The organism is Pseudomonas sp. C9 (genome assembly GCF_002000165.1).
Classification (GTDB): Bacteria; Pseudomonadota; Gammaproteobacteria; order Pseudomonadales; family Pseudomonadaceae; genus Aquipseudomonas.
On sequence record NZ_MPAK01000001.1, the window covers coordinates 650123 to 670531 of the forward strand.

Genomic DNA, 20409 nt, shown 5'->3' on the forward strand with positions numbered 1-20409 from the left:
TCGAATTTACGCGCAAGCTTTCCCCACTTTTGGGGGAGAGTACATTCAATCATCATCAATCCGCTCGATTCGATTACTTGATCGAAGTTGCGCCAAAACCTGTAGGCGAGCCTGGGCCTGATGTTGTCGGGCAAGGTAGGCCCGGACCATTTCAAGACCCTGCTGCTCTGAGACATCGGCCGCCTCCACGTGGTTCTGAAGAAGTATTAAGTGCCAGCCCAATGACGTGCGCACGGGCTCACTGACGGCACCCGGCGCCAGGGCAAACGCTGCCGCTTCGAATTCAGGCAGCATGCGCCCACGAGGAAAATAGCCCAGATCGCCGCCTTCACTGGCAGAAGCGTCTTCGGAGCCGGCCCGGGCAACGCTGGCAAAGTCTTCACCCTGGCTGATTTTCACGCGCATCGCGCTTAAGCGTAGACGTGCCGCTTCAACCGTGGCGGCATCGGCGCCCTGGGGCACTTTGATCAGGATGTGCCGGGCCTGGATTTCTTCGGGCCGGCCCATGTCGGCGCGATGTTCCTGGTAAAACGCCCGGACCTGTTGCTCATCCGGCTGGCCCACCTGGATCAGGTCGGCAAAGATTCGCTGGGCCGCCAGCTCCCGGCGGGTGTATTCGGTAAAGCTGGCCTCGTCAAACCCGGCATCCTGGAGCCTGCGGGCAAATACCTCGGGGCCGCCAATCGCTTGCCGGGTCTGTTCGACCTGGCTCTGCACTTCCGTATCGCTGATCACCACACCACGCTTGACCGCTTCCTGCCACAGCAATTCCTTGTCGATCAGCGCTTCCAGCGCTTTCTGCCGCAATTGTTTGTATGCCTTGGGGTTACGAATATTGCCCACCGCCCGGCCCTGATCCTCCAGGAATTCGGCGAAGTAACGCTCCAGGCGAAACTCGGAAATCTCTTCGCCATTGACCCGCGCGGCAGCCGGGCCGTTAGTGCAGAACGCCACCGGGACCCACATCGTCAGCAGTATCAGTACCGTGTTGAGTTTCATGATCGGCCTCCGGTCAGGGCATGGCGGCAATGGGTTTGTAGGGGGCAACCAGAAAAAATCGCTGGTCGGGCAGGTCCACCGTGACGACGTGTGCTCCGCGCAAGCCCAGGCGACGGCCCGGGCCAAAGCTGATCAGCGGGGTCAGGCCGGTATCGAAGTCGTGCAGACCTTCCAGGGCATTGATGAGCTTCTCGCGGCTGGCATCACGTCCGGCCTGCTTCATGCCTTCGCTGAGCAGCAGCATCGAACTGAAGGCGCCCACTTGCAGCACCGCGTGCTGACCGCCAAGCCCCTGGTTTTCGCGCAATTGCGTCAGCGCCAGGCGCCCGGCCAGCGTCCAGTCACTGGGCACGAACGGGTAGGCCAAAAACAACCGCCGGGAAAACCCGCTGGGCACTTGCAACACGTCACCGGCCACCTGATTCGAAGCCGCAAACAGGTAAGGCACCTGCCCCGCCGTCTGCAAACGCTCGGCCAAACGACTGAAGTGACTGCCGCTGCCCAGGTAAAACACCGAGCGCGAGCCCAGCGGCAGGTCGTCCTGCGCAGAGTCGTAGGCTTGCAACCGCACGTGTTGCCAGGCGTGATCTTGCAAGTATTGGCCGAGGTTCTGCGCCGCCAGCCGCTGGTTTGGTTCGTCCGGGTAGGTAATTAGCGTCGGGCCCTGGAGCACACGCAAACTGGTGGCGGCGTAGTCAGCCAGGGCGATCAGCTGTTCGCGAAGACCCGGCAGCGGTTCGAAAATCTGCCGGCTGGACTGCGCCGAGCCTTGCAACGAAAGCGGCCCGATCAACGGGACTCCGGCCTGTTCCAGGCGTACCGCCAGGTCCGAATCCAGCGCTGGCGCCAGCGGTGCGATCAGGGCGAACACCTGTTCCTGTTCAATCAACTGGCCTAGCGCCTTCTCGGCACTGGCGCGGGTGGGGCCAGGATCGAGGATGGTCAGGCGCAATTGCCGGCCATGAATCCCCCCCGCCGCATTAATCCGCAGCACGCTGCCCTTGAGCACGGCCGCCACCGTTGCGCCCTCTTGCGCCAATGGTCCCTGACTCGGCAACAACGAGCCCAGGTGCAACGTGTCAGCGGTCAAACCGGGATCGCGGTCATCGGCCACGTGTTTGAGGTACGCCGTCAGGTTGCGCTGATCCTTCATCGACAGCACGAACCGGGGCATTGCCGGGTCGAGCCGATTGTTGGCTGAATCGCGACCTTCCTGAATGGCTCGCGCCAACGCCCCCTCGGTGTAGGCCGGATAATCGCGGCCATTGATCTGTTCCTGGCCGTAGCGGCTGGAAAGGCGCGACCAGCTGATGTCCGGTGGTCGCACCCCGCCTTCCGGCCGTCCCTGTCCGTCGGCCCCATGGCAGTTGGCGCACGGCAGGCTGCTGGCGGGCAGCACCATATCGGCCGCACCCACTCGGGCCATGACCGGCTCTCCACTCTCGGACACACCTTCGCGGTACAGCCGCTTGCCCGCGCTTTCGCTCGGGCTCAGCGTCAACGCCTGGACGGCGAAAGGGACGCCGCCCAGGAGCAACAGGCCGAGAATCAGGGCAGTTTTCATGGCGCGCTCAGCGACCGGCCACGGGCATGGTCAGCAACTGCAAGCGCTGAGCAATGGCGGCAGCCGGAGCATCGGGACGGATTTTGCTCCAGCGCTTGTTGGCCACATCACCGACGATCAACTGCGTTGAATGCTGTTCGGGGGTCGGCACGATCTGGCCGATGCGCCCCAGGACAAGGTCCATTTGCGCCTTGTCGCCGGTAAGAAAAAACCAGTGGGGCCCATCGACGCCCTGTTTCAAGGTGTAAGCCTTGAGTACCGCTGGCGTATCGCGCAGCGGGTCACTGGTAAGGGAGATAAAGGTGATGCCATCCGCCTTGTCGCCCAGCAACTCACGCACTTCCTTGAGTTTGCGGGTGATCAGCGGGCAGGCATCGTTGCAGCTGGTGAACATCACGTTCAGCAGCACCACGCGGTTTTGCAACGCGTCACTGTAGAAGCGCAGGGTTTCGCCGTTCTGGTCCTGCAACGGCGTGTCGGTGAACCAGGTTTTTGCGTCGTGCGTGCCGGTCGCCGGTTGTGCGCCAGCCACCGCTGGCGCGGGTTCTTCGTGCCCTTCGTGGGCAAGTGCCAGTGAACTGAACAGACAAACAGCCACCGTCAGGGCAATCCGGTCGAGGGTTTTCATGGCTGCTCCTCCATGGCAATGGCGGTGTGTTTGGCGTGGACATTGCGCTGGCCGCTGAGTTTCTCGACCTCACGGGTCAGCACCGCCGGGTCGGTGAAACCGTAGTAGCGAGTCCAGTGACGGCTGTTGCCGTCGCCGACGAGAATCAACGGTTGATGGTTCTTGAAGTCGCCATTGAACGAGCCCAGGCCCTTGAGGGTTTCATTGATCGACTGCGAACTGCCGGTCAGCCAGCTCCAGCCCGGGCCGTTCTGAAAATTGCGGGCGTAGTCGTTCAGGCGTTTGGCGTCGTCGCGCTGCGGGTCAACACTGATCGACACCAGTTGCACCTCGCCACCGACCCGCGCACCGAGCTGCTTTTGCACTTTGCCCATGATCGAGGACACCACCGGGCACACCGTGGTGCAGCTGGTATAGATGAAGCTCATGACCACGATCTTGTTACGTACCAGGTCCTTTTCCAGGCTTACCGGTTTACCGTTCTGGTCCACCAGCGCCACATCGGCGAACTTCACCTGGGCGCTCTCGGAACTGGCGCTTTTGGCGGGCATGTCGTGTCCGGCATGCTCGTCCGTCGAGTGCGCCAGGGCTTGACCCAGACCGGCAGTCAACAGACACAACATCAGCAATCCACGGTTTGCGAAACGGTTCATGTCCATGTCCTCTTCAGTTCGCATTGCCGGGCAGAACCCGGACGCTGGCAAAAGTCTTGTCGTCAAAGTTCGCCCCCAACGACGCCGCACGGACGTGCAGGTACCAGGCGCCGTTCTGGTCCAGGGTCACCGGGGCTTCATAAATGCCGTTACCCACTTCGAGGGCGGCGACTTCCTGAGCCCGTGAAGTCGGGGCGCGGAAGTAGCGCACCTGAACATCCTTGACCCCGCTGCGCTGGGCCTTCTGCTGGCCCTGAACGATACGAAAGCGCACCACATAAGGACTGCCGAGGGCGGCCGTTGACTTGTCGAGCATGAACTCCACTTTCGGCACGCCGGGGTGTGAGGCGAGTTGCTTGTCGGGTTCAACCAGCGCCGTGAAGCAATGGATGATGTTCGGTTGATTGAGCAGGAACGCCACGTCGAACCGCCCGGCCGCCGGCAACTTGATCCGCGCGCTGTACAGCCCCGGTTCAACCTCGCGCAAGCTGCGGTCGATGACCATCGCCGCCCGCGCCACTTGCCCGCGGTTGGGGTAACCGGACATCGGCGCGTTCATGCCTTCGGCGTAGAAATAGGTGGTGTTGTCCACCGGGTTGACCACGAACACCGCGTTGTCGTCCCGCGACACCGCCAGGCTCGACGCCAGTGGCAGATCACCGGCCAGCCGTGGCGCCTGCGGGCCGGCTTCAAAACCCTGGCTGATCGGCGTGCGACCTTGCCCCAGCGACGACAGGTTGATCATCGTGACTTTGGCCGAAGCGAGCCCGCGCACGTAGGCATAGGCCTTGGTGAACACCACTTGATAGGGCTCGGCCGACACGTCCAGTTCATGGATCAGCGAATCGGTGGCGGCATCGATCACCGAGGCCTGGTTTTCCAGCGTATTGAGCACGATGCCGAATCGACCGTCAGCGCTGAACCCCATCGGCCCAAGGCCCTGCCTGACCTTGATCACCCGGCGCACGTCCAGGCTGGCACCGTCGACCACGGTCACGGTGCCGTCCTTGCCATCGGCGACATACACCGCCTGAGACAGCGGCGAGTACGCCACTGACAACGGGTGCGAGCCGGTCTTGAGCTGCTTGCTGAGGGTCAGGCTGGCGATGTCGATGATGCTCAGCGTGCCGTCGTCGCGGTTGGTGACGAAGGCAAACCGGCTGTCCTTGCTGAAAGCGATTTCGTGATGGCCGGCGCCAGTGGCCAGGTGTTTGAGGGGCTTGAGGCTTCGGGTGTCGATCACCGTGACCCCGGACTCCTCCGCTTTCGACGCATTGTTGCCAACCCACAGCAGGCGCTCATCGGGTTGCAGGGCCACGCGAACCGGGTTGCTGCCAGCGGCCACCGATTCCAGCAACTTGAATTGCTCACTGTCGATCACGGCCACTTCCCCAGCCGTTGGCATCGACACGAAGACGCGTTTGTTGTCCTTCGGAGTGATCCAGTCCATTGGCGGTTGTTTGATGTTGATCCGCGCCATGGTGCTGGTGATGCCACCGACCGACACCGACGGGTCGACCACCGAAACGCTGGCATCGCGGTTCATCACCAGCAGGAAGTAGCTGTTCAAGTCCAGCAGTGGCCGCGCGCCGATGCTCGACTTGAGGAACACCCCGACCCGCGATTTGCAACTTTGTTCGCGGCCCTGGGCCTGGTCGGCGGCGACGGTTTCGGGGTCGAGCCAGGCACCGGGGTTGACGCCCGACAACGGCTGGCCCGAGGCGCTGTCATTGACCCGGAACTGCACATCGGCAAATTCGCCTTCGCGCAGCACACCGTCCTTGGCCAGCGGTTTGACTTCAAGCGCCACGGAGACCCCGTCACGCGACAGGTTCTGGCCGCTCCAGGTATCCGGCAGCGCGACCTCGCTGAGCATGTCCGGCGGCATCGTGCGCCACACGCCCAGCCAGATCAGTGCCGACCCCGCCACCAGCGCGAACCCGGCCAACTTGATAGTCCTGGTCATCCCGCTCTCCCCTTCAGATCTGTGTCTGCCTTCGAACCCTGATCCTGTGGCGAGGTCGCTTGCGCCCTCGCCACGGCCATGTTGCTAAGGTGCCGGAGCCGGCTCTGGCTCGTTGGTCACCCGCAACAATCCCCACAACCCAGCCGTATTGCCGTAAGCCGCGTAATCACGGAACAGGTAGTCGCCCGGTATCGCGTTGCTGCCCCCGGCACTCGGGTGCATAAAGCTGAAATGCGCCGCTGGCAGGATGCTTTCGTGTGCGCCGATGTACATCGACATCGGGTTGTAACCGAACCGCACTGAACCCACGCCGGGGGTCGCCATCGGGTAACCGCCGGTGTCGCTCTTCTCCGACTGGAACGGGTTGACCGACCAGACGTGACCGTCCAGCTGGAAGGTCGAACCACGGCTGCCACCAGTGGGCATCAAAATGTGGGTGCGGAACGGTTGCCCGGGTTTGACATACAGCACCGGCGTCTGCGGATCGCCACCCACCAACGCATTGCTATAGGCCATGTGCGCATTGGGGACATCGCCGTAGCCGTAGCCGCCGGCGTGACCGAATGGCGCGTCAGGGGGCAGGCCAAAGCGGAACCACATCGGTTCGGTTTTGTAGTTGATGGCCATGCTGGAGTTGTCCTGCGGATCGGTCGGCACGCCGGCTTCTGCGGCAATACCTTCCACCGGACGACCATTGGCCCAGCGCATGTTCAACGCCTTCTGCCAGACCATCGCAAAATCGCGGTAGCTGGTTTGCCCCGGCGCGGTGACCGTCGCATTGACCTTGCGTGCGTCTTCAACCCAGGTCGCACCCATCGGCAGAATGCTCATCGCTCCACCGAGGCCTTTTTGTGGCTGCTTGATCACGTCCGCCGGGGTGAAATTCAACCCGCCGAACTCGATCGCCGTGGCATTGATGTTGTCGACACTGCGGCCCAGTTGCGTGATCGGCTTGCCTTCACGCTCCAGGTGCCCGGCATAGTACTGATAGGTACGGGTCGGGTACGCCCCAGTGTTGCCAACGCGTGGCGGGACGGTCTGGATCGGGTTGGTGCCGACGTTGGTGCCATCGGACTTGGTGATGTCGTAAGCCAGCAATTGTGCGTGCAGCCCCACCGTACTGGACGGCCGCAACAGGTTATTGCTGAAGGTGGTGGAGCCTTCGCCACCGTTGCGGTCACGCTTGACCATGCCCATCACCGAGGCCATCTGCGCCAGGTCCGGCATGACCGTCGGCAAGCGGTTTTCCAGGGTGATGTTGATGCAATCCCCCGCCGCCGCACGCAGCACCAGCGGCTCGACAGGCACACCAGGCTTGAGCTTGCCGCTGACCGGGTCCAGATCGGATTTGCGCACGTACAGGATCGCGGTCGGATCATGCAACGGCCCGCTCTGCCCGCCGATGGTGAAGGTCTCGCCATCTTCAGGGTCGGTCACGGTGACTTGGGGAATGCTCACCGCACGCGAGTTGTACACCAGCGTACCGCCCGCCGGATTCAGCGGCCCGCCGACATGCTGGCCGAGCCCTTCCGGATCAGCGATGGACAGGTTCAGCGGATTGCCGAGGATGTCGTTGGCCAGCGCCGCGACCACTTCATAGTTGCGTTGCACAGTGGGCCGAGTGCCGATGCCGTTCGGGTTGGCGCCGATCCGTGGGCAAGTGCCCTCGAAGGCCACGGTGTTGCGCATGCCGGCCGGTTTCGCGTTGTTCGGCAGTGCGAACAGGTCGTTGCGTTGCGCGGTGTAGTTGCGCATCACGCCCCAGATGCCGCTCCAGTAACCTTCCAGAGAAGCGTCCATCGAGTACAGATAATCCCCGGTGGTCGCCGCCGAACTGGACAGCATCGAGACCGGCGCAATGAAGCCCATCTGCTCGGAAATCCCGATCATCTGCGACGAGCGCCAACCGGAGTTGGAACTGTTGCCGAAACCGGAACCGCTTTGCAGCCACTTCACGCCATGCAGGGTCACGTTGTGCTCTTCTTCATGACCGCCGGCATGCACCCGCAGCCGCACATTGTCACCGGTGTAGGTGCGCAGCATCGGGGTGAACGGGTCACCCGGTTCCGCGCCGCCACGGTTGATGTGCGGCGGGAACAGCGTGGTGCCACCGGTAGGGCCGGTCGCAGCGGTGACCAGGTTCGGCGCCAGGTTCATCGCCGCGATTGCACGGTCGGTACGGCTTTGCATGGCATACGCCAGGTCGCCGCCGAGGCCGTCGGCCTGCATTCCGCGCTTGCCGTCCGGGCCGATCTTGTTCGGGTCGTACACCCGCAGGGCCAGCGGTTCGTTGCGGTAATTGACCACGAACATCCCCGGATCATCCACCGAGATGGCTTGCGGGCACGGCCGGCTTGGACAGCCGGGCGTCAGTCCACCGCGCGCTTCAACCACCTGTTCAAGCAGGGTCTCGGCTTCCTTGCGCACCGGCGGATTGATCGCGTAGCGGAAGCTGTCGGCGGTGGCCGGGAACGCTTGCGCATTGGGCACGCCATTCGGGCCGGCGCCCACGTACACGCCGGCTTCATAGGCGTGCTGGAAGTCACTGTATTCGAGGAAGAACTCACGGAAGCTGTCGTTCTTGCCGTCGCCGTCCAGGTCACCGGTGGACACCACCGCTTGCCACGACGTTGGCCCGCCGTCCTGCCGCGCGCCGCTGTACAAAGGCTCGCCGGTTTCGGCGTGGAACCAGGTGGAACCGGCCGGTTCTGCCAACACGGTGGCGTACAGACCGATCTGTTGGTGCGTCGATGGGCCTAAGTGGTCGTGGGTGAAAATGGTGCCCAGGCCACGGTCGACGCCCTTGGTGTTGACCACCGGGTCGACGAACCAGCGCTGCATCGCCGTGCGCGCACCCACCCAGTCGGCCCGGCCATATTGACCAAAGAACGGATGCGACTTGGCCACCGGGCAGGCTGGCGTGCCGTCACGCGGGTCGGCCCCTTCGCACTGGTTGAACTGGCGAATGGCGTGGATGCGCTCTTGCACGGCACCGGGGGAAAGCACGCCGTCTTCGTAGTTCCAGCCGTTGGCCGAACCGTCAGCCGCCGTCAGGTCCCATTTAGGCAAGTGAATGTGCTGACCGATAACGTCAGTGGGCGTGCGCACCTGATAGTCGTCCATCTCGTAGGTGGCCGGCACCAGGTTGGTTTGCTGGTACTGCACGCAGTCGAAGGTGTTCATGCGCATCACTAGAGGTTCTGGCGGACGCTGTTTGGTAATCACCGGCCAGGCGTCTTCCCACAGCGCCAGGATGCGTGCCTGCGGGAAGTGGTAACCGACCTTGTTGTACACCGCGTCGAACTGGATGTTGGCCGCTTTATAGATGCGCGGCCGGTCGGCGGTGAAGGTCGAGGCACCGGTGAACGACAGGCCGTCGGCCTTTTCACCGCTATTGAATTCGCCGGTGCCGGCACTGCTGGTCAGGCGTTTTTGCCGGTCATCCATGCACGGTTCGTAATACGGCGCTCCCGCCGTTGGCAATGCACCGTTGGTGCGGAAGTTACGCGCCACCACCTGATTGCCCGGCAGAACGGCGTAGCTGGGGTGTTCTTTTTTGGCATGGAACGCCATAGCTGCCTGTTCGACTTCAGTGCCTTCTTCAGGCATGTAAATCGGTTTGGCGCGAGTCACTTCCTTGGAAAAATCCAGGGAGGTGGTCACGGTGTGCGCTTGGCCACCGGAGGAGAAACCGTCCAGTGAGTGGCGACCCAAACCGCCGTCCCAACCACCGGACTGAGCGGGGTCAAGGTTGGCCCACAAGGCATTGCCGCTGCTTTTCAGGGTTTGCGCCTTGGCGGCGTCGAGCATGTCCAGCGGTGGGGTTGGCGGACGTTGGCCGACCGAACTTTCCATGCCGCCGATCCAGAACGGATAGCCCGGGTTTTTCAGGCTGCCGTCGGCATTGCGATTGGCTTCGCTGCGGTCCACCAATGCCAGGGAACCGATGGCTTGCACACCACCGCTGCCACCGTGATGTTCGCCGTCGTCATCGCCCTCCTGATCATCGTCGCCATGACTGGCCACCAGGCTTTCACCGATCTTCGGCACGACCGCGACTTTGCCCGGCATCGGCGCCATGGCTTTGCCCGGCAACGGTACGACGGCTGGAATCGGCGTACCGGCAATGATCTCGCCATCGGGCAAGGCCCGTGCGCCCGACGCCGGTTTACCGCTGCGCAAGGCATACGGTTCGCTGTGATAACCGTCGGCACCCTGCTGGGACACTTCGAGTTTGGTGCCTTCCTCAAACACATCGTGCACCCGCCACATGGCCCACATGCCTTGGGCAAAGTGCGGGTAGAAGTGGCAGTGATAGATCGCATCGCCCGCCACGCGGTTGCGGTTGCCCGACCCACCGTTGGCGATTTCGTAGGTGTAGCCGGCGCCTGGGCCAATGCCTTGGGCGTCGACATAGTCCGAATTGTCGTCGTTGGGGTTGAACAGCCATTGATGCCCGTGCAGGTGGAAGATGTGCTGCTCGTGGCCGTTGTGCGTGTTGCGGAATTTGACGAAGTCACCGATGTAGCTGTGGTTGACGTTGGAGGGTTCGGACGGATACAGCGCCATGGTCGCCTTGACCCCGACCTGATCGGCGCGTGGTGTTTCACCCGGACGAATGTTTTCCAGGCCGGCGTTGGCCGGTACGTCCACCAGCATCGCCACGTCCCCCACGGTGTGGGAACTGAGGAAGAATTCTTCATAGGCGCACGACAGGCAATCGTGCATCGGCCCCACACCCAATCGGTTGGCCACCACCTCGGCGCCCATGCCGCCAGAGCCATAGTTGATCATGAACGAGTCGCGGGTCGGCTCCAGCACGTGGGCCATTACCGGATCTGCCCAGTACGCAGGGAATGCCTGGGTCGCGGCGGTTTCATCCTGGAACTGCGAGGCGAAATCGCGGAACGGTTCCAGCCGGTTGGGCAGCGCCGGATTGCGCTTGCCGATGGCTTCCAGCGGATAAGTCGAGGGCGGGAAGCTGCCGTCGGCGTTGCTGCCCATCACGATCGCGTCACTCTCGCTGGAGATGATTTCGTTGCCGTCGACCATGTTAATGATCGGCGTGCCGGCCTTGCCTTCACGGATCCACGGTTCGCGCTGCGGATAGCGCGCCTGGTAATCGACAATCGGCTGACCGGCCGGAGTGCGGCCGGTGCTGGCCAGGCGCATCTCTTCTTCGGTCACGGTGTTGCGATAGGTGCGGCCACCCTTGGGCACCACCACCACTTCGCCGAACAGGCCGTTGGCCACGTTGCCCGCATCGCCCTCCCCACCAAAAGTGGCACCACGGCTGCTGGCGGCAAACGCGCCTTCACGCTCGGCGTACAAGGTGTAGGAACGGGTGGCGCCTGGCGGGATCAGGGAGTTGGCGTTGCGCCCGGTAAAGGAGGCGATGTCGTCAATGCTGTTGACGGCTTGCAGGCCGTTGACCTGGAAGCCGACATGGCGGTCCGTGACTTGCTCATCGACCTTGAAGTCGTCCACATTGCCGACTTCAGTGCCTTCCTCCCCCTCGGGCTCCGCGCCTTCGTGTTTCCCGGGGTTAGCTTGATACGCCAGCAGGTTTTGCAGATTGATCGTCAGGCAATCACCGGCGGCCACTCGCAGCACCAGTGGGCGCGGACGCTTGTCGGGCCGCAGCGAGACTTTGCCCGGCACTGCCGCGCCACCCTGGGCGAGGGACATATTGCGATCGTCAACGACATCGCGGCGCAAGGCGAACAACATGCCGTTGGCGTTCTGTGCACCGAGGCGGTTGAACATCAGCGGCTGATCCAGTGCCACGACGTTCGCCACCAGATTGCGTTCGCAGCGCGCGGCCGCTTCGGCCAGCTCGATACCGAGCATCGGTGCGAAAAACAACAACAGGTTAAACACATGATGAGCGTGGGGTATGCCGGACATAATCACGGGCCTCGTTTTAAATGCTCACAGGGAATAATTCTCGACTGAATGCCCTTGAGCAATCCTCATGCCAAATATATTTTTCTTTGTTTTCAGTGCTTTACGTTTACGACTTAATAACTCGGGGGATATTCCCCACTTATTCCCCACTTTTCTGCCGGGGCCATCATTCCCCACTATTGGGGGGAGCCGACGCGTGGTGTTCCACTACAACGGCGCATCCACGGCCAAGCCCTGCAGACGGCGGTATTGGCGTAAAACATCCGGCACGTAGCGCTGGGTTTCGGCGAACGGCGGGATCACCCCGCCACGGCTGAGCACGGCTTGCGGGCCGGCGTTGTAGGCCGCTACCGCGAGTGCGATGTCGTTGTCGAACAGGGTCAACAAACGCTTGAGGTATTTGGCGCCGCCCTGGATGTTGGCCTTCGGATCGTAGACATCCTTGACCCCCATCTCCCGCGCGGTATCGGGCATCAATTGCATCAGCCCGCCAGCGCCTTTGGCGGACGTTGCGTCAGCGTTATAGCGGGACTCGGCGCGGATAACCGCGTGCAGCAGCGCAGCCGGTACTTCATTGGCCGTGGCCGCTGCCGAGACCAGCTCGGCATAGGGTTGTGCGGCGATCATCTGGGGTTGCTGATCGAGGCTGACAACAGCCGCCGTTGGCTCGTGAATGACCCGCTCATAGGTACGACCGGGACGGTGGACATTGGACAGCACGTAGCTGCCCTTGGCGTCCACGGAAACGAATACATCGGCCTGTGCGACACCGGTCAAAAACAGACATCCGATCAATCCAGCGGTGAGTGTTTTCATTTTTTTCCTCCCCTGGCCGGCCCCAAAAAATGGGGATAATGCCCCAGTGGCCGATCGTAAATCAGCCATACGCAAGCACTGTGCCGTAAGCGCAAAAGGCCTTGGCACGGGGGGGCCAGAAGGTTGCCCAAGGCTGAGCATGGCAATTGCATAAATCTTTATTGCGACCCTTCTGCCGACTGTGTGAGGTCATCATGAATCAACGTCTGTGTTATGCCCCGCGTATGCAACGCGGGTTCACCCTGCTCGAACTGTTGGTGGTGCTGGTGGTGCTGGGGTTGTTGGCTGGCATCGTCGCGCCGAAATATTTCGCCCAACTGGGCCGTTCCGAAGTCAAAGTCGCCAAGGCGCAAATCGAAGGCCTGGGCAAGGCGCTGGATTTGTATCGCCTGGAGGTCGGTCACTACCCGTCGACCGAACAGGGCTTGCAGGCGCTGGTCACCGCGCCCAGCGATGAAACGCACTGGACCGGCCCTTACTTGCAGAAAAAATTGCCGCAAGACCCGTGGGGTCGTAACTACACCTACCGCTATCCCGGTGAAAACGGTGAATACGACCTGTTGTCCATGGGCAAGGACGGGCAACCCGGTGGCGAAGGCGAAAACGCCGAAGTCACCAGTTGGCAATAACGGGGGAAAACCATGCGCTTTCATCTCAAAGCCGTGGGTAAAGCCGGCGTGGTCTCGATGACAGTCGAGGCCCCCGGCCACAGCGAAGCCCGGCGCATCGTCGAGGACCAGGGCCTGAGGGTGGTCAGCCTGCATGCCGAGCGGCATTTTCTCTCGCTGCATTTTCGCCAGCGCGAGACCTTCAACCTGGTGTTATTCAGCCAGGAGCTGACCACGTTGCTCAATGCGGGCCTGCCGCTGATCGATGCACTGGAAAGCCTGGCCGAAAAAGAAACCGCGCCACAGGCCCGTAAAACCTTAAGTGAACTGGTGCGCCTGCTGTATGAGGGCAAGTCGTTCTCCCAGGCATTGGGCCAGTTGTCGGCGGTGTTCCCGCCGTTGTACGTGGCGCTGGTCCAGTCCAGTGAAAAGACCGGTGCCGTGGGCGAAGCGCTGGGCCGTTATGTCAGCTATCGCCAGCGCATGGACGAAGTCCGGCAGAAAATCGTCAGCGCTTCGATCTACCCCATGCTGTTGCTGGTGGTGGGAGGTGGCGTGGTGTTGTTTTTGATGGGCTACGTGGTGCCGCGCTTCAGCCTGGTGTTCGAAGGCTTGGGGTCGAATCTGCCGTGGATGTCACAAGTCCTGATGAGCAGCGGGATGTTCCTTCATGCGCACCAGGGCGAATTCTTCGGCGGGTTGCTGGCGCTCATCGTCGCCCTCACCTTCCTCCAGCGCCAACCGGCCTTTCGTCGGGGCGTCGACCGCCTGATCGAAAAACTCCCGGCAGTCCATCAACGCATCTTCATGTATGAACTGGCGCGCTTCTACCGCTCGCTGGGGATCTTGCTGCAAGGCGGCATTCCCCTCGTCACGGCCATGGGCATGGTGCGGGGCCTGCTCACCGTGGCCTCCCGCACACGCCTGGACGAAGCCTGCGAACGGGTGCGTGAGGGCCAATCGCTGTCGGCCGCGCTCGAGCTCAATCACCTCGTGACCCCAGTGTCCCTGCGCTTGCTGCGCGCTGGCGAGCAGTCCGGTAACCTCGGGCAAATGATGGAACGCAGCGCCGACTTCTATGACGAAGAAATCAGTCGCTGGATCGAATGGTTTGTACGACTGTTTGAACCGCTGCTCATGACCTTCATCGGCTTGTTGATCGGGGTCATCGTGATCCTGATGTACATGCCGATTTTCGAGCTGGCCTCCAGCATTCACTGACCCTCTGCAACAGGTTCGAGCGGTACGTTGCATTTTTTATCAACGATACAACTGAATAAATCTGAACGCTGGGGTGTTCATTAACTGAATCCAGCAGCACGTTGCATTGTTCATCAACGTTCCAACCCTGAACAAGAAGACGGAGAACGACATGCACATCAACAAGCTTTTACTTGCAGTAGCTATTGGCGCAGTCCTGTCGGCGTCTACCGTATTGATACCGGACAGTCTGTCCAGCATGTCGACCGCTCAGGCCAAGGATGGTGGTGGCGGTGGCGGTGGCGGTAGTGGCGGCGGTGGCGGAGGTCATGGCGGCGGTGGCAATGGTGGTGGCGGCGGCGGCAATGGTGGTGGTGGCGGCGGCAATGGTGGTGGCGGCGGTGGTAATGGCGGTGGCGGCGGCGGTAATGGCGGTGGTGGCGGCGGTAATGGTGGTGGCGGTGGCGGCAACAGCGGTGGTCACGGTGGAAGCGGCAGTGGCGGCAATAGTGGCAGTGGCAGCGGCGGCAACAGCGGCAGCAGTCACAGCGGCAGCGACCATGGCCCGGGTAATGCCGGCAACACAGCCTCCTCCAACTCCGGGCGCAATGGCACGCACGCCGAACCTGGCGACGATCATGGCGTTCATCGTGCCGGTGAAATCGGCGACGATCATGGCGTTCACCGTGCCGGTGAAATCGGCGACGACCATGGGGTTCATCGTTCCGGTGAAGTGTCCCACAACCAAAATGGCGCTCATCGCTCCGGCGAAGTGTCCCACAACCAAAATGGCGCTCATCGCTCCGGCGAAGTGTCCCACAACCAAAATGGCGCTCATCGCTCCGGCGAAGTGTCCCACAACCAAAATGGCGCTCACCGCTCGGGTGAAGTATCCCACAACCAAAATGGTGTTCACGCCAATGGCGAAATCGGCGACGACCGTGGCGTACACGCCAATGGTGAAGTCGGTGATGACCGCGGTGTTCATGCCAATGGCGAAGTCGGTGATGACCGAGGTGTTCATGCCAATGGCGAAGTCGGCGATGACCGCGGTGTTCATGTCAACGGCGATGACAAAAGGACCTGATAACCACTAAGCCCAGGTCATCCACACATCAATGTAGGAGCGAGCCTGCTCACGATAGCCATATGTCATTCAACATTGATGTCGTCTGACACTCCGCCATCGCGAGCAGGCTCACTCCTACAGGGGGAACTGTGTGAGGCTTAGAGTCCGTCTTCAGTCTGATCCAGCCGCTCACGCAAAAACTCGATAAACGCCTGTACCGGCCGCGAACTCTGGCGGTGCTGCGGATAGACCGCCGACAACCTCAGCGGCTCAGGCCGAAACGCGTCCAGCACCGGCACCAGCCTGCCGTCCTTCAAGGCTGCACCGACGATAAACGTCGGCAAGTAAGTAATCCCCATCCCGGCAATCGCCGCGTCTTTGAGCAAATCACCGTTGTTGACCCGCATCCGGCCTGTGACATTGACGGTCAGCGGTTTGCCCTGCCCGTCGAATCGCCATTGCACCTGACGACTGTGGCCATACGGCAGGCAGTCATGGCTGTGCAGGTCTTCGGGTTTGAGCGGCGTGCCGCGCTCGGCCAGGTACGTCGGGCTGGCGCAATACACGCGCTGGATCGACGCGATGCGCCGGGCGATCAGCGTCGAGTCTTCCAGAATGCCGATGCGCAAGGCCAGGTCGTAGCCTTCGCCGAGCAAGTCCACCGGGCGATCACTCAGGTCCACTTCCACGGTGACATCACGATATCGCTGCAAAAACACCGGCAGCAGGCTGCCCAAATGCGCCAGTGCAAACGACAAGGGTGCGCTGATGCGAATCGTGCCCCGTGGCTCGGTGGTCTGGCCGGCGATGCCCTGCTCCACTTGCTCGACTTCACCGAGCAGGCGCAAGGCCGATTCGTAATAACTTTGCCCCAGCGGCGTGACGTCCAGTCGCCGGGTCGAGCGATTGAGCAAGCGCACGCCCAGGCGCTCTTCGAGTTGAATCAGGCGCCGGCTGACGAATTGCTTGGACAGCCCCAATTGATCTGCCGCAGCCGTGAAGCTGCCGGAGTCCATGACCTGGCAAAAAATACGCATATCTTCGAACGGGTTCATTGTCACAGCCTGATTGACAGTCGAACACTTTATAGCCGCTTTCTGAATTATCGACACCCTCATTAATCTCGCGCCTGGCCCGTGTAGCCGCTATCGAGGCTGCGTTCGGCTGCGAAGCAGTCGTGAAATCAAACAATGCGGTGTGTCAGACAAAACTCGCACTCAGGTTTTACGACTGCTCCGCAGCCGAACGCAGCCTCGCGCTGCTCGTCAGCTGCTACAAGGCAAAAAAATGCCCGCACATTGGCGGGCATTTTTCATTGGGGCAGAACTTACTTCGACGTCAGCACCGAGTAGCTGTTCATCAAATTGCGGTAGTTGGGAATGCGTGGCGACAGCAGGTTCGCCAGGCCTTCCATGTCGTTGCGCCAGTCGCCTTGCAGCTCGCAGGCCACCGAGAACCAGTTCACCAGTTGAGCACCGGCCGCCGCCATGCGCGCCCACGCCGCTTGCTGCACGGTTTCGTTGAACGTGCCCGAGGCGTCGGTGACGACGAACACTTCAAACCCTTCGGCCAGCGCCGACAGTGTCGGGAAGGTCACGCAGACGTCAGTGACCACGCCGGCGATGATCAGTTGCTTGCGGCCCGTGGCTTTGACGGCTTTGACGAAATCTTCGTTGTCCCAGGCGTTGATCTGGCCTGGACGCGGGATGTACGGCGCGTCCGGGAACTGTTCTTTGAGCTCAGGCACCATCGGGCCGTTCGGGCCGTTTTCGAAACTGGTGGTGAGGATGGTCGGTAGTTTGAAGAACTTGGCCACGTCGCCCAAGGCCAACACATTGTTCTTGAACTCGTTTGGCGAGAAATCCTGGACCAGCGAGATCAGGCCGGTCTGGTGGTCGACCAGCAGGACAACAGCGTCGTCTTTGTTCAGGCGCTTGTACGGAACGTTGCTCATGTGAAACTCCTCGGTGGATGTTTATCGCTCAAAGCGCCGGCCGCGGTGGCTGGCGCTTTTTTGGTAATCGTCAGAACGCAAAGCACGAGCAGCCAAAGGCGCCCCAAAAACCGGCGAAGTCGCTGACCGGCGCGTTCGACAAACGCGCCTTCTCATGGCTGTGGGCATGCACGCCGCACGGCCCGCTGCAATGGTGAACCTGCGCTTGCATCGGCGACGTTGGCCGCCAGTGACCCGGCACCTTGACCACCGGCGACCAGTCGGGCAGCACGGGTACGCTGGCCGGGCCGAGTTTTTCGAAGTCACCGGCGGCGTACACCACTTTGCCGCCGACCACGGTCAACACCGACTCGATCCACTTGATCGCTTCTTCATCGACACTGAAAAAGTCCGCACTCAGGGCCGCCACGTCCGCCAGCTGGCCGACCTTGATCATGCCTTTCTTGCCCTGCTCGGAAGAGAACCAGGCGCTGCCGTGGGTGAACAGTTCCAGCGCGGTCTGGCGCGACAGTCCTTCTGCGTGCAATTCCAGGCCGCCGACCGTGCGGCCGCTGACCATCCAGTACAGCGAAGTCCATGGGTTGTAGCTCGACACCCGCGTCGCATCGGTGCCGGCGCCGACCGGCACACCTTCGGCCAACATGCGCTTGATCGGCGGTGTCGCTTCGGCCGCTTTGGCGCCGTAGCGCTCGACAAAATATTCGCCCTGAAACGCCATCCGGTCCTGAATCGCAATACCACCGCCCAACGCCCTCACCCGCTCGATGTTCTGCGGGGTGATGGTTTCGGCATGGTCAAAAAACCATGGCAAACCATTGAACGGGATGTCGCGATTGACCTTCTCGAACACGTCGAGCATGCGGCTGATCGATTCGTTGTAGGTGGCGTGCAATCGGAACGGCCAGCGCTGTTCAACGAGGTGACGCACCACCGGCTCCAGCTCGGCTTCCATGGTCTGTGGCAGGTCCGGGCGCGGTTCGAGGAAGTCCTCGAAATCCGCCGCCGAAAACACCAGCATTTCCCCGGCGCCGTTGTGCCGCAGGTAATCGTCGCCCTGGTGCAGGGTCACGCTGCTGGTCCAGTTCTTGAAGTCAGTGAGTTCTTCTTTGGGCTTTTGGGTGAACAGGTTGTAGGCGATCCGGATGGTCAATTGCTGGTCTTTGGCCAACTGTTCGATCACCTGATAATCGTCCGGGTAATTCTGGAAACCGCCGCCGGCATCGATGGCACTGGTCAGGCCCAGACGGTTGAGTTCGCGCATGAACTGGCGGGTCGAGTTGACCTGATACTCCAGCGGCAACTTCGGCCCCTTGGCCAGCGTCGAGTACAAAATCATCGCGTTGGGTCGCGCCACCAGCATGCCGGTCGGCTCGCCATTGGCATCGCGGACAATCTCGCCACCCGGCGGGTTCGGCGTGTTGCGCGTGTACCCGGCCACGCGCAATGCGGCACGGTTGAGCAAGGCGCGGTCGTACAAGTGCAGCACAAACACCGGCGTATCCGGCGCGGCCTGATTGAGCTCTTCAAGGGTCGGCATGCGTTTTTCGGCGAACTGGAATTCGTTCCAGCCACCGACCACCCGCACCCACTGTGGTGTCGGCGTGCGGTCGGCCTGGTCCTTGAGCATGCGCAATGCATCGGCTAGCGACGGCACCCCTTCCCAACGCAGTTCGAGGTTGTAGTTCAAACCACCACGAATCAGGTGCAGGTGCGAGTCGTTGAGGCCGGGAATGACGCAGCGCCCCTTGAGGTCGATGACCTGCGTACCCGAGCCGCGCAGGGCCATGGCCTCGGCATCGGTACCGACCGCGACGAAACGACCGTCGCGGATCGCTACAGCACTGGCGCGCGGGTTTTCACGGTCAACGGTATGAAATTGGCCATTGAATAAAATCAGATCAGCGTTCATCGCGTTTCCTTGGGCTGAGTGGAAGGAGATAACCAGGGCGCGAACAGGCGCGTCGCCATCGGCATGAACAGGTACACCACCGACACGACAATGGTCAGCGTGATCAGGAACGTCGCGACCACGTAGTTGGAGAGGAACTCATTGAGCTGTAGTAGCGGCCCCCAGATCAGTGGCACCAGCAAGGTGTGCGGCAGAATGACCAACAGCGTCACCACGGCTTGCTTCCAGCGCGGCGGCGGTGGCGATGTGGTGTCTGCCTGCGGCGCGAACCAGAATTCCTTGACCGGGTTGACCTCGGTCTGGTCGCCGTCGGCGAGCATCGGCGTGGCTTCCTGGACCAGTGCCAGCCGTTGCGGCGAGTCGAGCCAGCGCTGCATCGCGTCGGTGGTGCAAAAGCGTAATACGCAGGTGTACATATCGAGCCCGGCACTTTTACCGCGCATCACATCCACGCCCAGGTGCCCTTCCTGTTGCCCGGCAATGTTCACGATGTTGCGCAGCCAGGCTTCATAGGGCACTTCAAATCCAGCCTTGACCCGGTGCTTGATGACCAGGGTCACGACTTCTTCGAAACGATTGGATTCAGGCATAACGCAACACTCCGGCGAATCGGACATTGAGCGCCAGCCGTCCCGGCCCGGCGATAAAAATGCTGGTGAACAGGATCAACAGCAGCCAGCCGAACTGCCCTTCTTCAACACTCCATTGCGGATGCACAACCAGCAGCGCCACCAGCAACACCGTCAAAATCGGCAGGCACGCCAAACGCACCAGCACCCCGGCGATGATCAGCAGCGGGCACAGTACCTCAGCGAAAATCGCCAGCATCAGCGTGATAGGTGCCCCCAGATGGAAAGGGTCTTCGATGATTTGCAGTTGAGCGCTGTAGTTAAGCAGCTTCGGCAAACCGTGCACCCACAGCAAAAACAAACTGCTGCTGATCCGCAAAAAAAGCAGGCCCCAATCCTCAGCCTGTTCATCCCATCGCGATGCGTTCATGGGCTACCTGCACAAATGAAAAACCACCGGCAGCGATGCGCCGGGACTTGATTCGATAGTGCCGGTGGGGGGACGCAAAAAATTGGATGTACGTGCTCTTTTTGTGAATGACCCCGCCGCGACCTACCTGCGTAGAT

14 protein-coding genes and 1 pseudogene are annotated in these 20409 nt (G+C 61.6%); 3 read left to right on the plus strand and 12 right to left on the minus strand.

Going from position 1 to position 20409, the window contains the following annotated elements:
• Positions 1 to 45 precede the first annotated feature (45 nt).
• The 7 genes from BMS17_RS03045 to BMS17_RS03075 form a co-directional block, all read right to left on the minus strand.
• Positions 46 to 999 carry a peptidylprolyl isomerase gene (locus BMS17_RS03045; RefSeq protein ID WP_077430392.1) on the minus strand — a complete coding sequence of 318 codons (954 nt, stop codon included), beginning with the start codon at positions 997 to 999 and terminating at the stop codon, positions 46 to 48.
• Positions 1000 to 1012: 13 nt separating this feature from the next.
• Positions 1013 to 2563 (minus strand): ABC transporter substrate-binding protein, encoded by a 1551-nt coding sequence (locus tag BMS17_RS03050; RefSeq protein ID WP_077430393.1) that lies wholly within the window; start codon positions 2561 to 2563, stop codon positions 1013 to 1015.
• Positions 2564 to 2570: 7 nt separating this feature from the next.
• Positions 2571 to 3191 (minus strand): SCO family protein, encoded by a 621-nt coding sequence (locus BMS17_RS03055; RefSeq protein ID WP_046027979.1) that lies wholly within the window; start codon positions 3189 to 3191, stop codon positions 2571 to 2573.
• Positions 3188 to 3844 (minus strand): SCO family protein, encoded by a 657-nt coding sequence (locus BMS17_RS03060; RefSeq protein ID WP_077432163.1) that lies wholly within the window; start codon positions 3842 to 3844, stop codon positions 3188 to 3190. The genes BMS17_RS03055 and BMS17_RS03060 overlap by 4 nt, the downstream gene beginning before the upstream one ends.
• A gap of 13 nt (positions 3845 to 3857) precedes the next feature.
• On the minus strand, positions 3858 to 5810 hold the full coding sequence (locus tag BMS17_RS03065; protein WP_077430394.1) for a YncE family protein: 1953 nt from the start codon (positions 5808 to 5810) through the stop codon (positions 3858 to 3860).
• 84 nt (positions 5811 to 5894) lie between these two features.
• Positions 5895 to 11717 (minus strand): manganese-oxidizing multicopper oxidase MnxG, encoded by a 5823-nt coding sequence (mnxG, locus tag BMS17_RS03070; protein WP_077430395.1) that lies wholly within the window; start codon positions 11715 to 11717, stop codon positions 5895 to 5897.
• 207 nt (positions 11718 to 11924) lie between these two features.
• Entirely contained in the window at positions 11925 to 12533 is a 609-nt protein-coding gene (locus tag BMS17_RS03075; RefSeq protein WP_046027981.1) for a lytic transglycosylase domain-containing protein, read from the minus strand.
• Between the two features lie 194 nt (positions 12534 to 12727).
• Here BMS17_RS03075 and gspG point away from each other — a divergent pair, with 194 nt between their 5' ends.
• From gspG to BMS17_RS30540, 3 genes and pseudogenes are all read left to right on the plus strand, one after another.
• Positions 12728 to 13162, plus strand: a complete 435-nt coding sequence (gene gspG / locus BMS17_RS03080) for a type II secretion system major pseudopilin GspG (protein ID WP_046027982.1) — start codon at positions 12728 to 12730, stop codon at positions 13160 to 13162.
• Positions 13163 to 13174: 12 nt separating this feature from the next.
• Positions 13175 to 14362: a type II secretion system F family protein gene (locus BMS17_RS03085; protein ID WP_046027983.1), complete on the plus strand. Its 1188-nt coding sequence runs from the start codon at positions 13175 to 13177 to the stop codon at positions 14360 to 14362.
• Between the two features lie 151 nt (positions 14363 to 14513).
• Positions 14514 to 15068: pseudogene (locus tag BMS17_RS30540) on the plus strand (hypothetical protein); the annotation flags it as partial.
• Positions 15069 to 15568: 500 nt separating this feature from the next.
• Here the strand turns inward: BMS17_RS30540 and BMS17_RS03100 are convergent.
• From BMS17_RS03100 to BMS17_RS03120, 5 genes are all read right to left on the minus strand, one after another.
• Positions 15569 to 16465 carry a LysR family transcriptional regulator gene (locus BMS17_RS03100; protein ID WP_046027984.1) on the minus strand — a complete coding sequence of 299 codons (897 nt, stop codon included), beginning with the start codon at positions 16463 to 16465 and terminating at the stop codon, positions 15569 to 15571.
• 272 nt (positions 16466 to 16737) lie between these two features.
• Positions 16738 to 17364 (minus strand): isochorismate family cysteine hydrolase YcaC, encoded by a 627-nt coding sequence (gene ycaC, locus BMS17_RS03105; RefSeq protein WP_008032694.1) that lies wholly within the window; start codon positions 17362 to 17364, stop codon positions 16738 to 16740.
• A 70-nt stretch (positions 17365 to 17434) separates the two neighbouring features.
• Entirely contained in the window at positions 17435 to 19273 is a 1839-nt protein-coding gene (locus BMS17_RS03110; RefSeq protein ID WP_077430397.1) for an amidohydrolase, read from the minus strand.
• The gene (locus BMS17_RS03115) at positions 19270 to 19863 is read right to left on the minus strand and encodes an antibiotic biosynthesis monooxygenase (protein ID WP_077430398.1); all 594 of its coding nucleotides are present in this window, start codon (positions 19861 to 19863) and stop codon (positions 19270 to 19272) included. The genes BMS17_RS03110 and BMS17_RS03115 overlap by 4 nt, the downstream gene beginning before the upstream one ends.
• Entirely contained in the window at positions 19856 to 20272 is a 417-nt protein-coding gene (locus BMS17_RS03120; RefSeq protein ID WP_046027988.1) for a DoxX family protein, read from the minus strand. Before BMS17_RS03120 ends, BMS17_RS03115 begins: the two co-directional genes overlap by 8 nt.
• Between the last annotated feature and the right edge of the window lie 137 nt (positions 20273 to 20409).

Excerpts from the sequence above, each read along its gene's own strand:
- BMS17_RS03055 (WP_046027979.1), bottom strand. The coding sequence starts at position 3,191 with ATGAAAACCCTCGACCGGATTGCCCTGACGGTGGCTGTTTGTCTGTTC.
- BMS17_RS03065 (WP_077430394.1), bottom strand. The coding sequence starts at position 5,810 with ATGACCAGGACTATCAAGTTGGCCGGGTTCGCGCTGGTGGCGGGGTCG.
- BMS17_RS03115 (WP_077430398.1), bottom strand. The coding sequence starts at position 19,863 with ATGCCTGAATCCAATCGTTTCGAAGAAGTCGTGACCCTGGTCATCAAG.
- BMS17_RS03120 (WP_046027988.1), bottom strand. The coding sequence starts at position 20,272 with ATGAACGCATCGCGATGGGATGAACAGGCTGAGGATTGGGGCCTGCTT.
- BMS17_RS03045 (WP_077430392.1), bottom strand. The coding sequence starts at position 999 with ATGAAACTCAACACGGTACTGATACTGCTGACGATGTGGGTCCCGGTG.
- ycaC (WP_008032694.1), bottom strand. The coding sequence starts at position 17,364 with ATGAGCAACGTTCCGTACAAGCGCCTGAACAAAGACGACGCTGTTGTC.
- BMS17_RS03110 (WP_077430397.1), bottom strand. The coding sequence starts at position 19,273 with ATGAACGCTGATCTGATTTTATTCAATGGCCAATTTCATACCGTTGAC.
- BMS17_RS03060 (WP_077432163.1), bottom strand. The coding sequence starts at position 3,844 with ATGAACCGTTTCGCAAACCGTGGATTGCTGATGTTGTGTCTGTTGACT.
- BMS17_RS03075 (WP_046027981.1), bottom strand. The coding sequence starts at position 12,533 with ATGAAAACACTCACCGCTGGATTGATCGGATGTCTGTTTTTGACCGGT.
- mnxG (WP_077430395.1), bottom strand. The coding sequence starts at position 11,717 with ATGTCCGGCATACCCCACGCTCATCATGTGTTTAACCTGTTGTTGTTT.
- gspG (WP_046027982.1), top strand. The coding sequence starts at position 12,728 with ATGAATCAACGTCTGTGTTATGCCCCGCGTATGCAACGCGGGTTCACC.
- BMS17_RS03050 (WP_077430393.1), bottom strand. The coding sequence starts at position 2,563 with ATGAAAACTGCCCTGATTCTCGGCCTGTTGCTCCTGGGCGGCGTCCCT.
- BMS17_RS03100 (WP_046027984.1), bottom strand. The coding sequence starts at position 16,465 with ATGAACCCGTTCGAAGATATGCGTATTTTTTGCCAGGTCATGGACTCC.
- BMS17_RS03085 (WP_046027983.1), top strand. The coding sequence starts at position 13,175 with ATGCGCTTTCATCTCAAAGCCGTGGGTAAAGCCGGCGTGGTCTCGATG.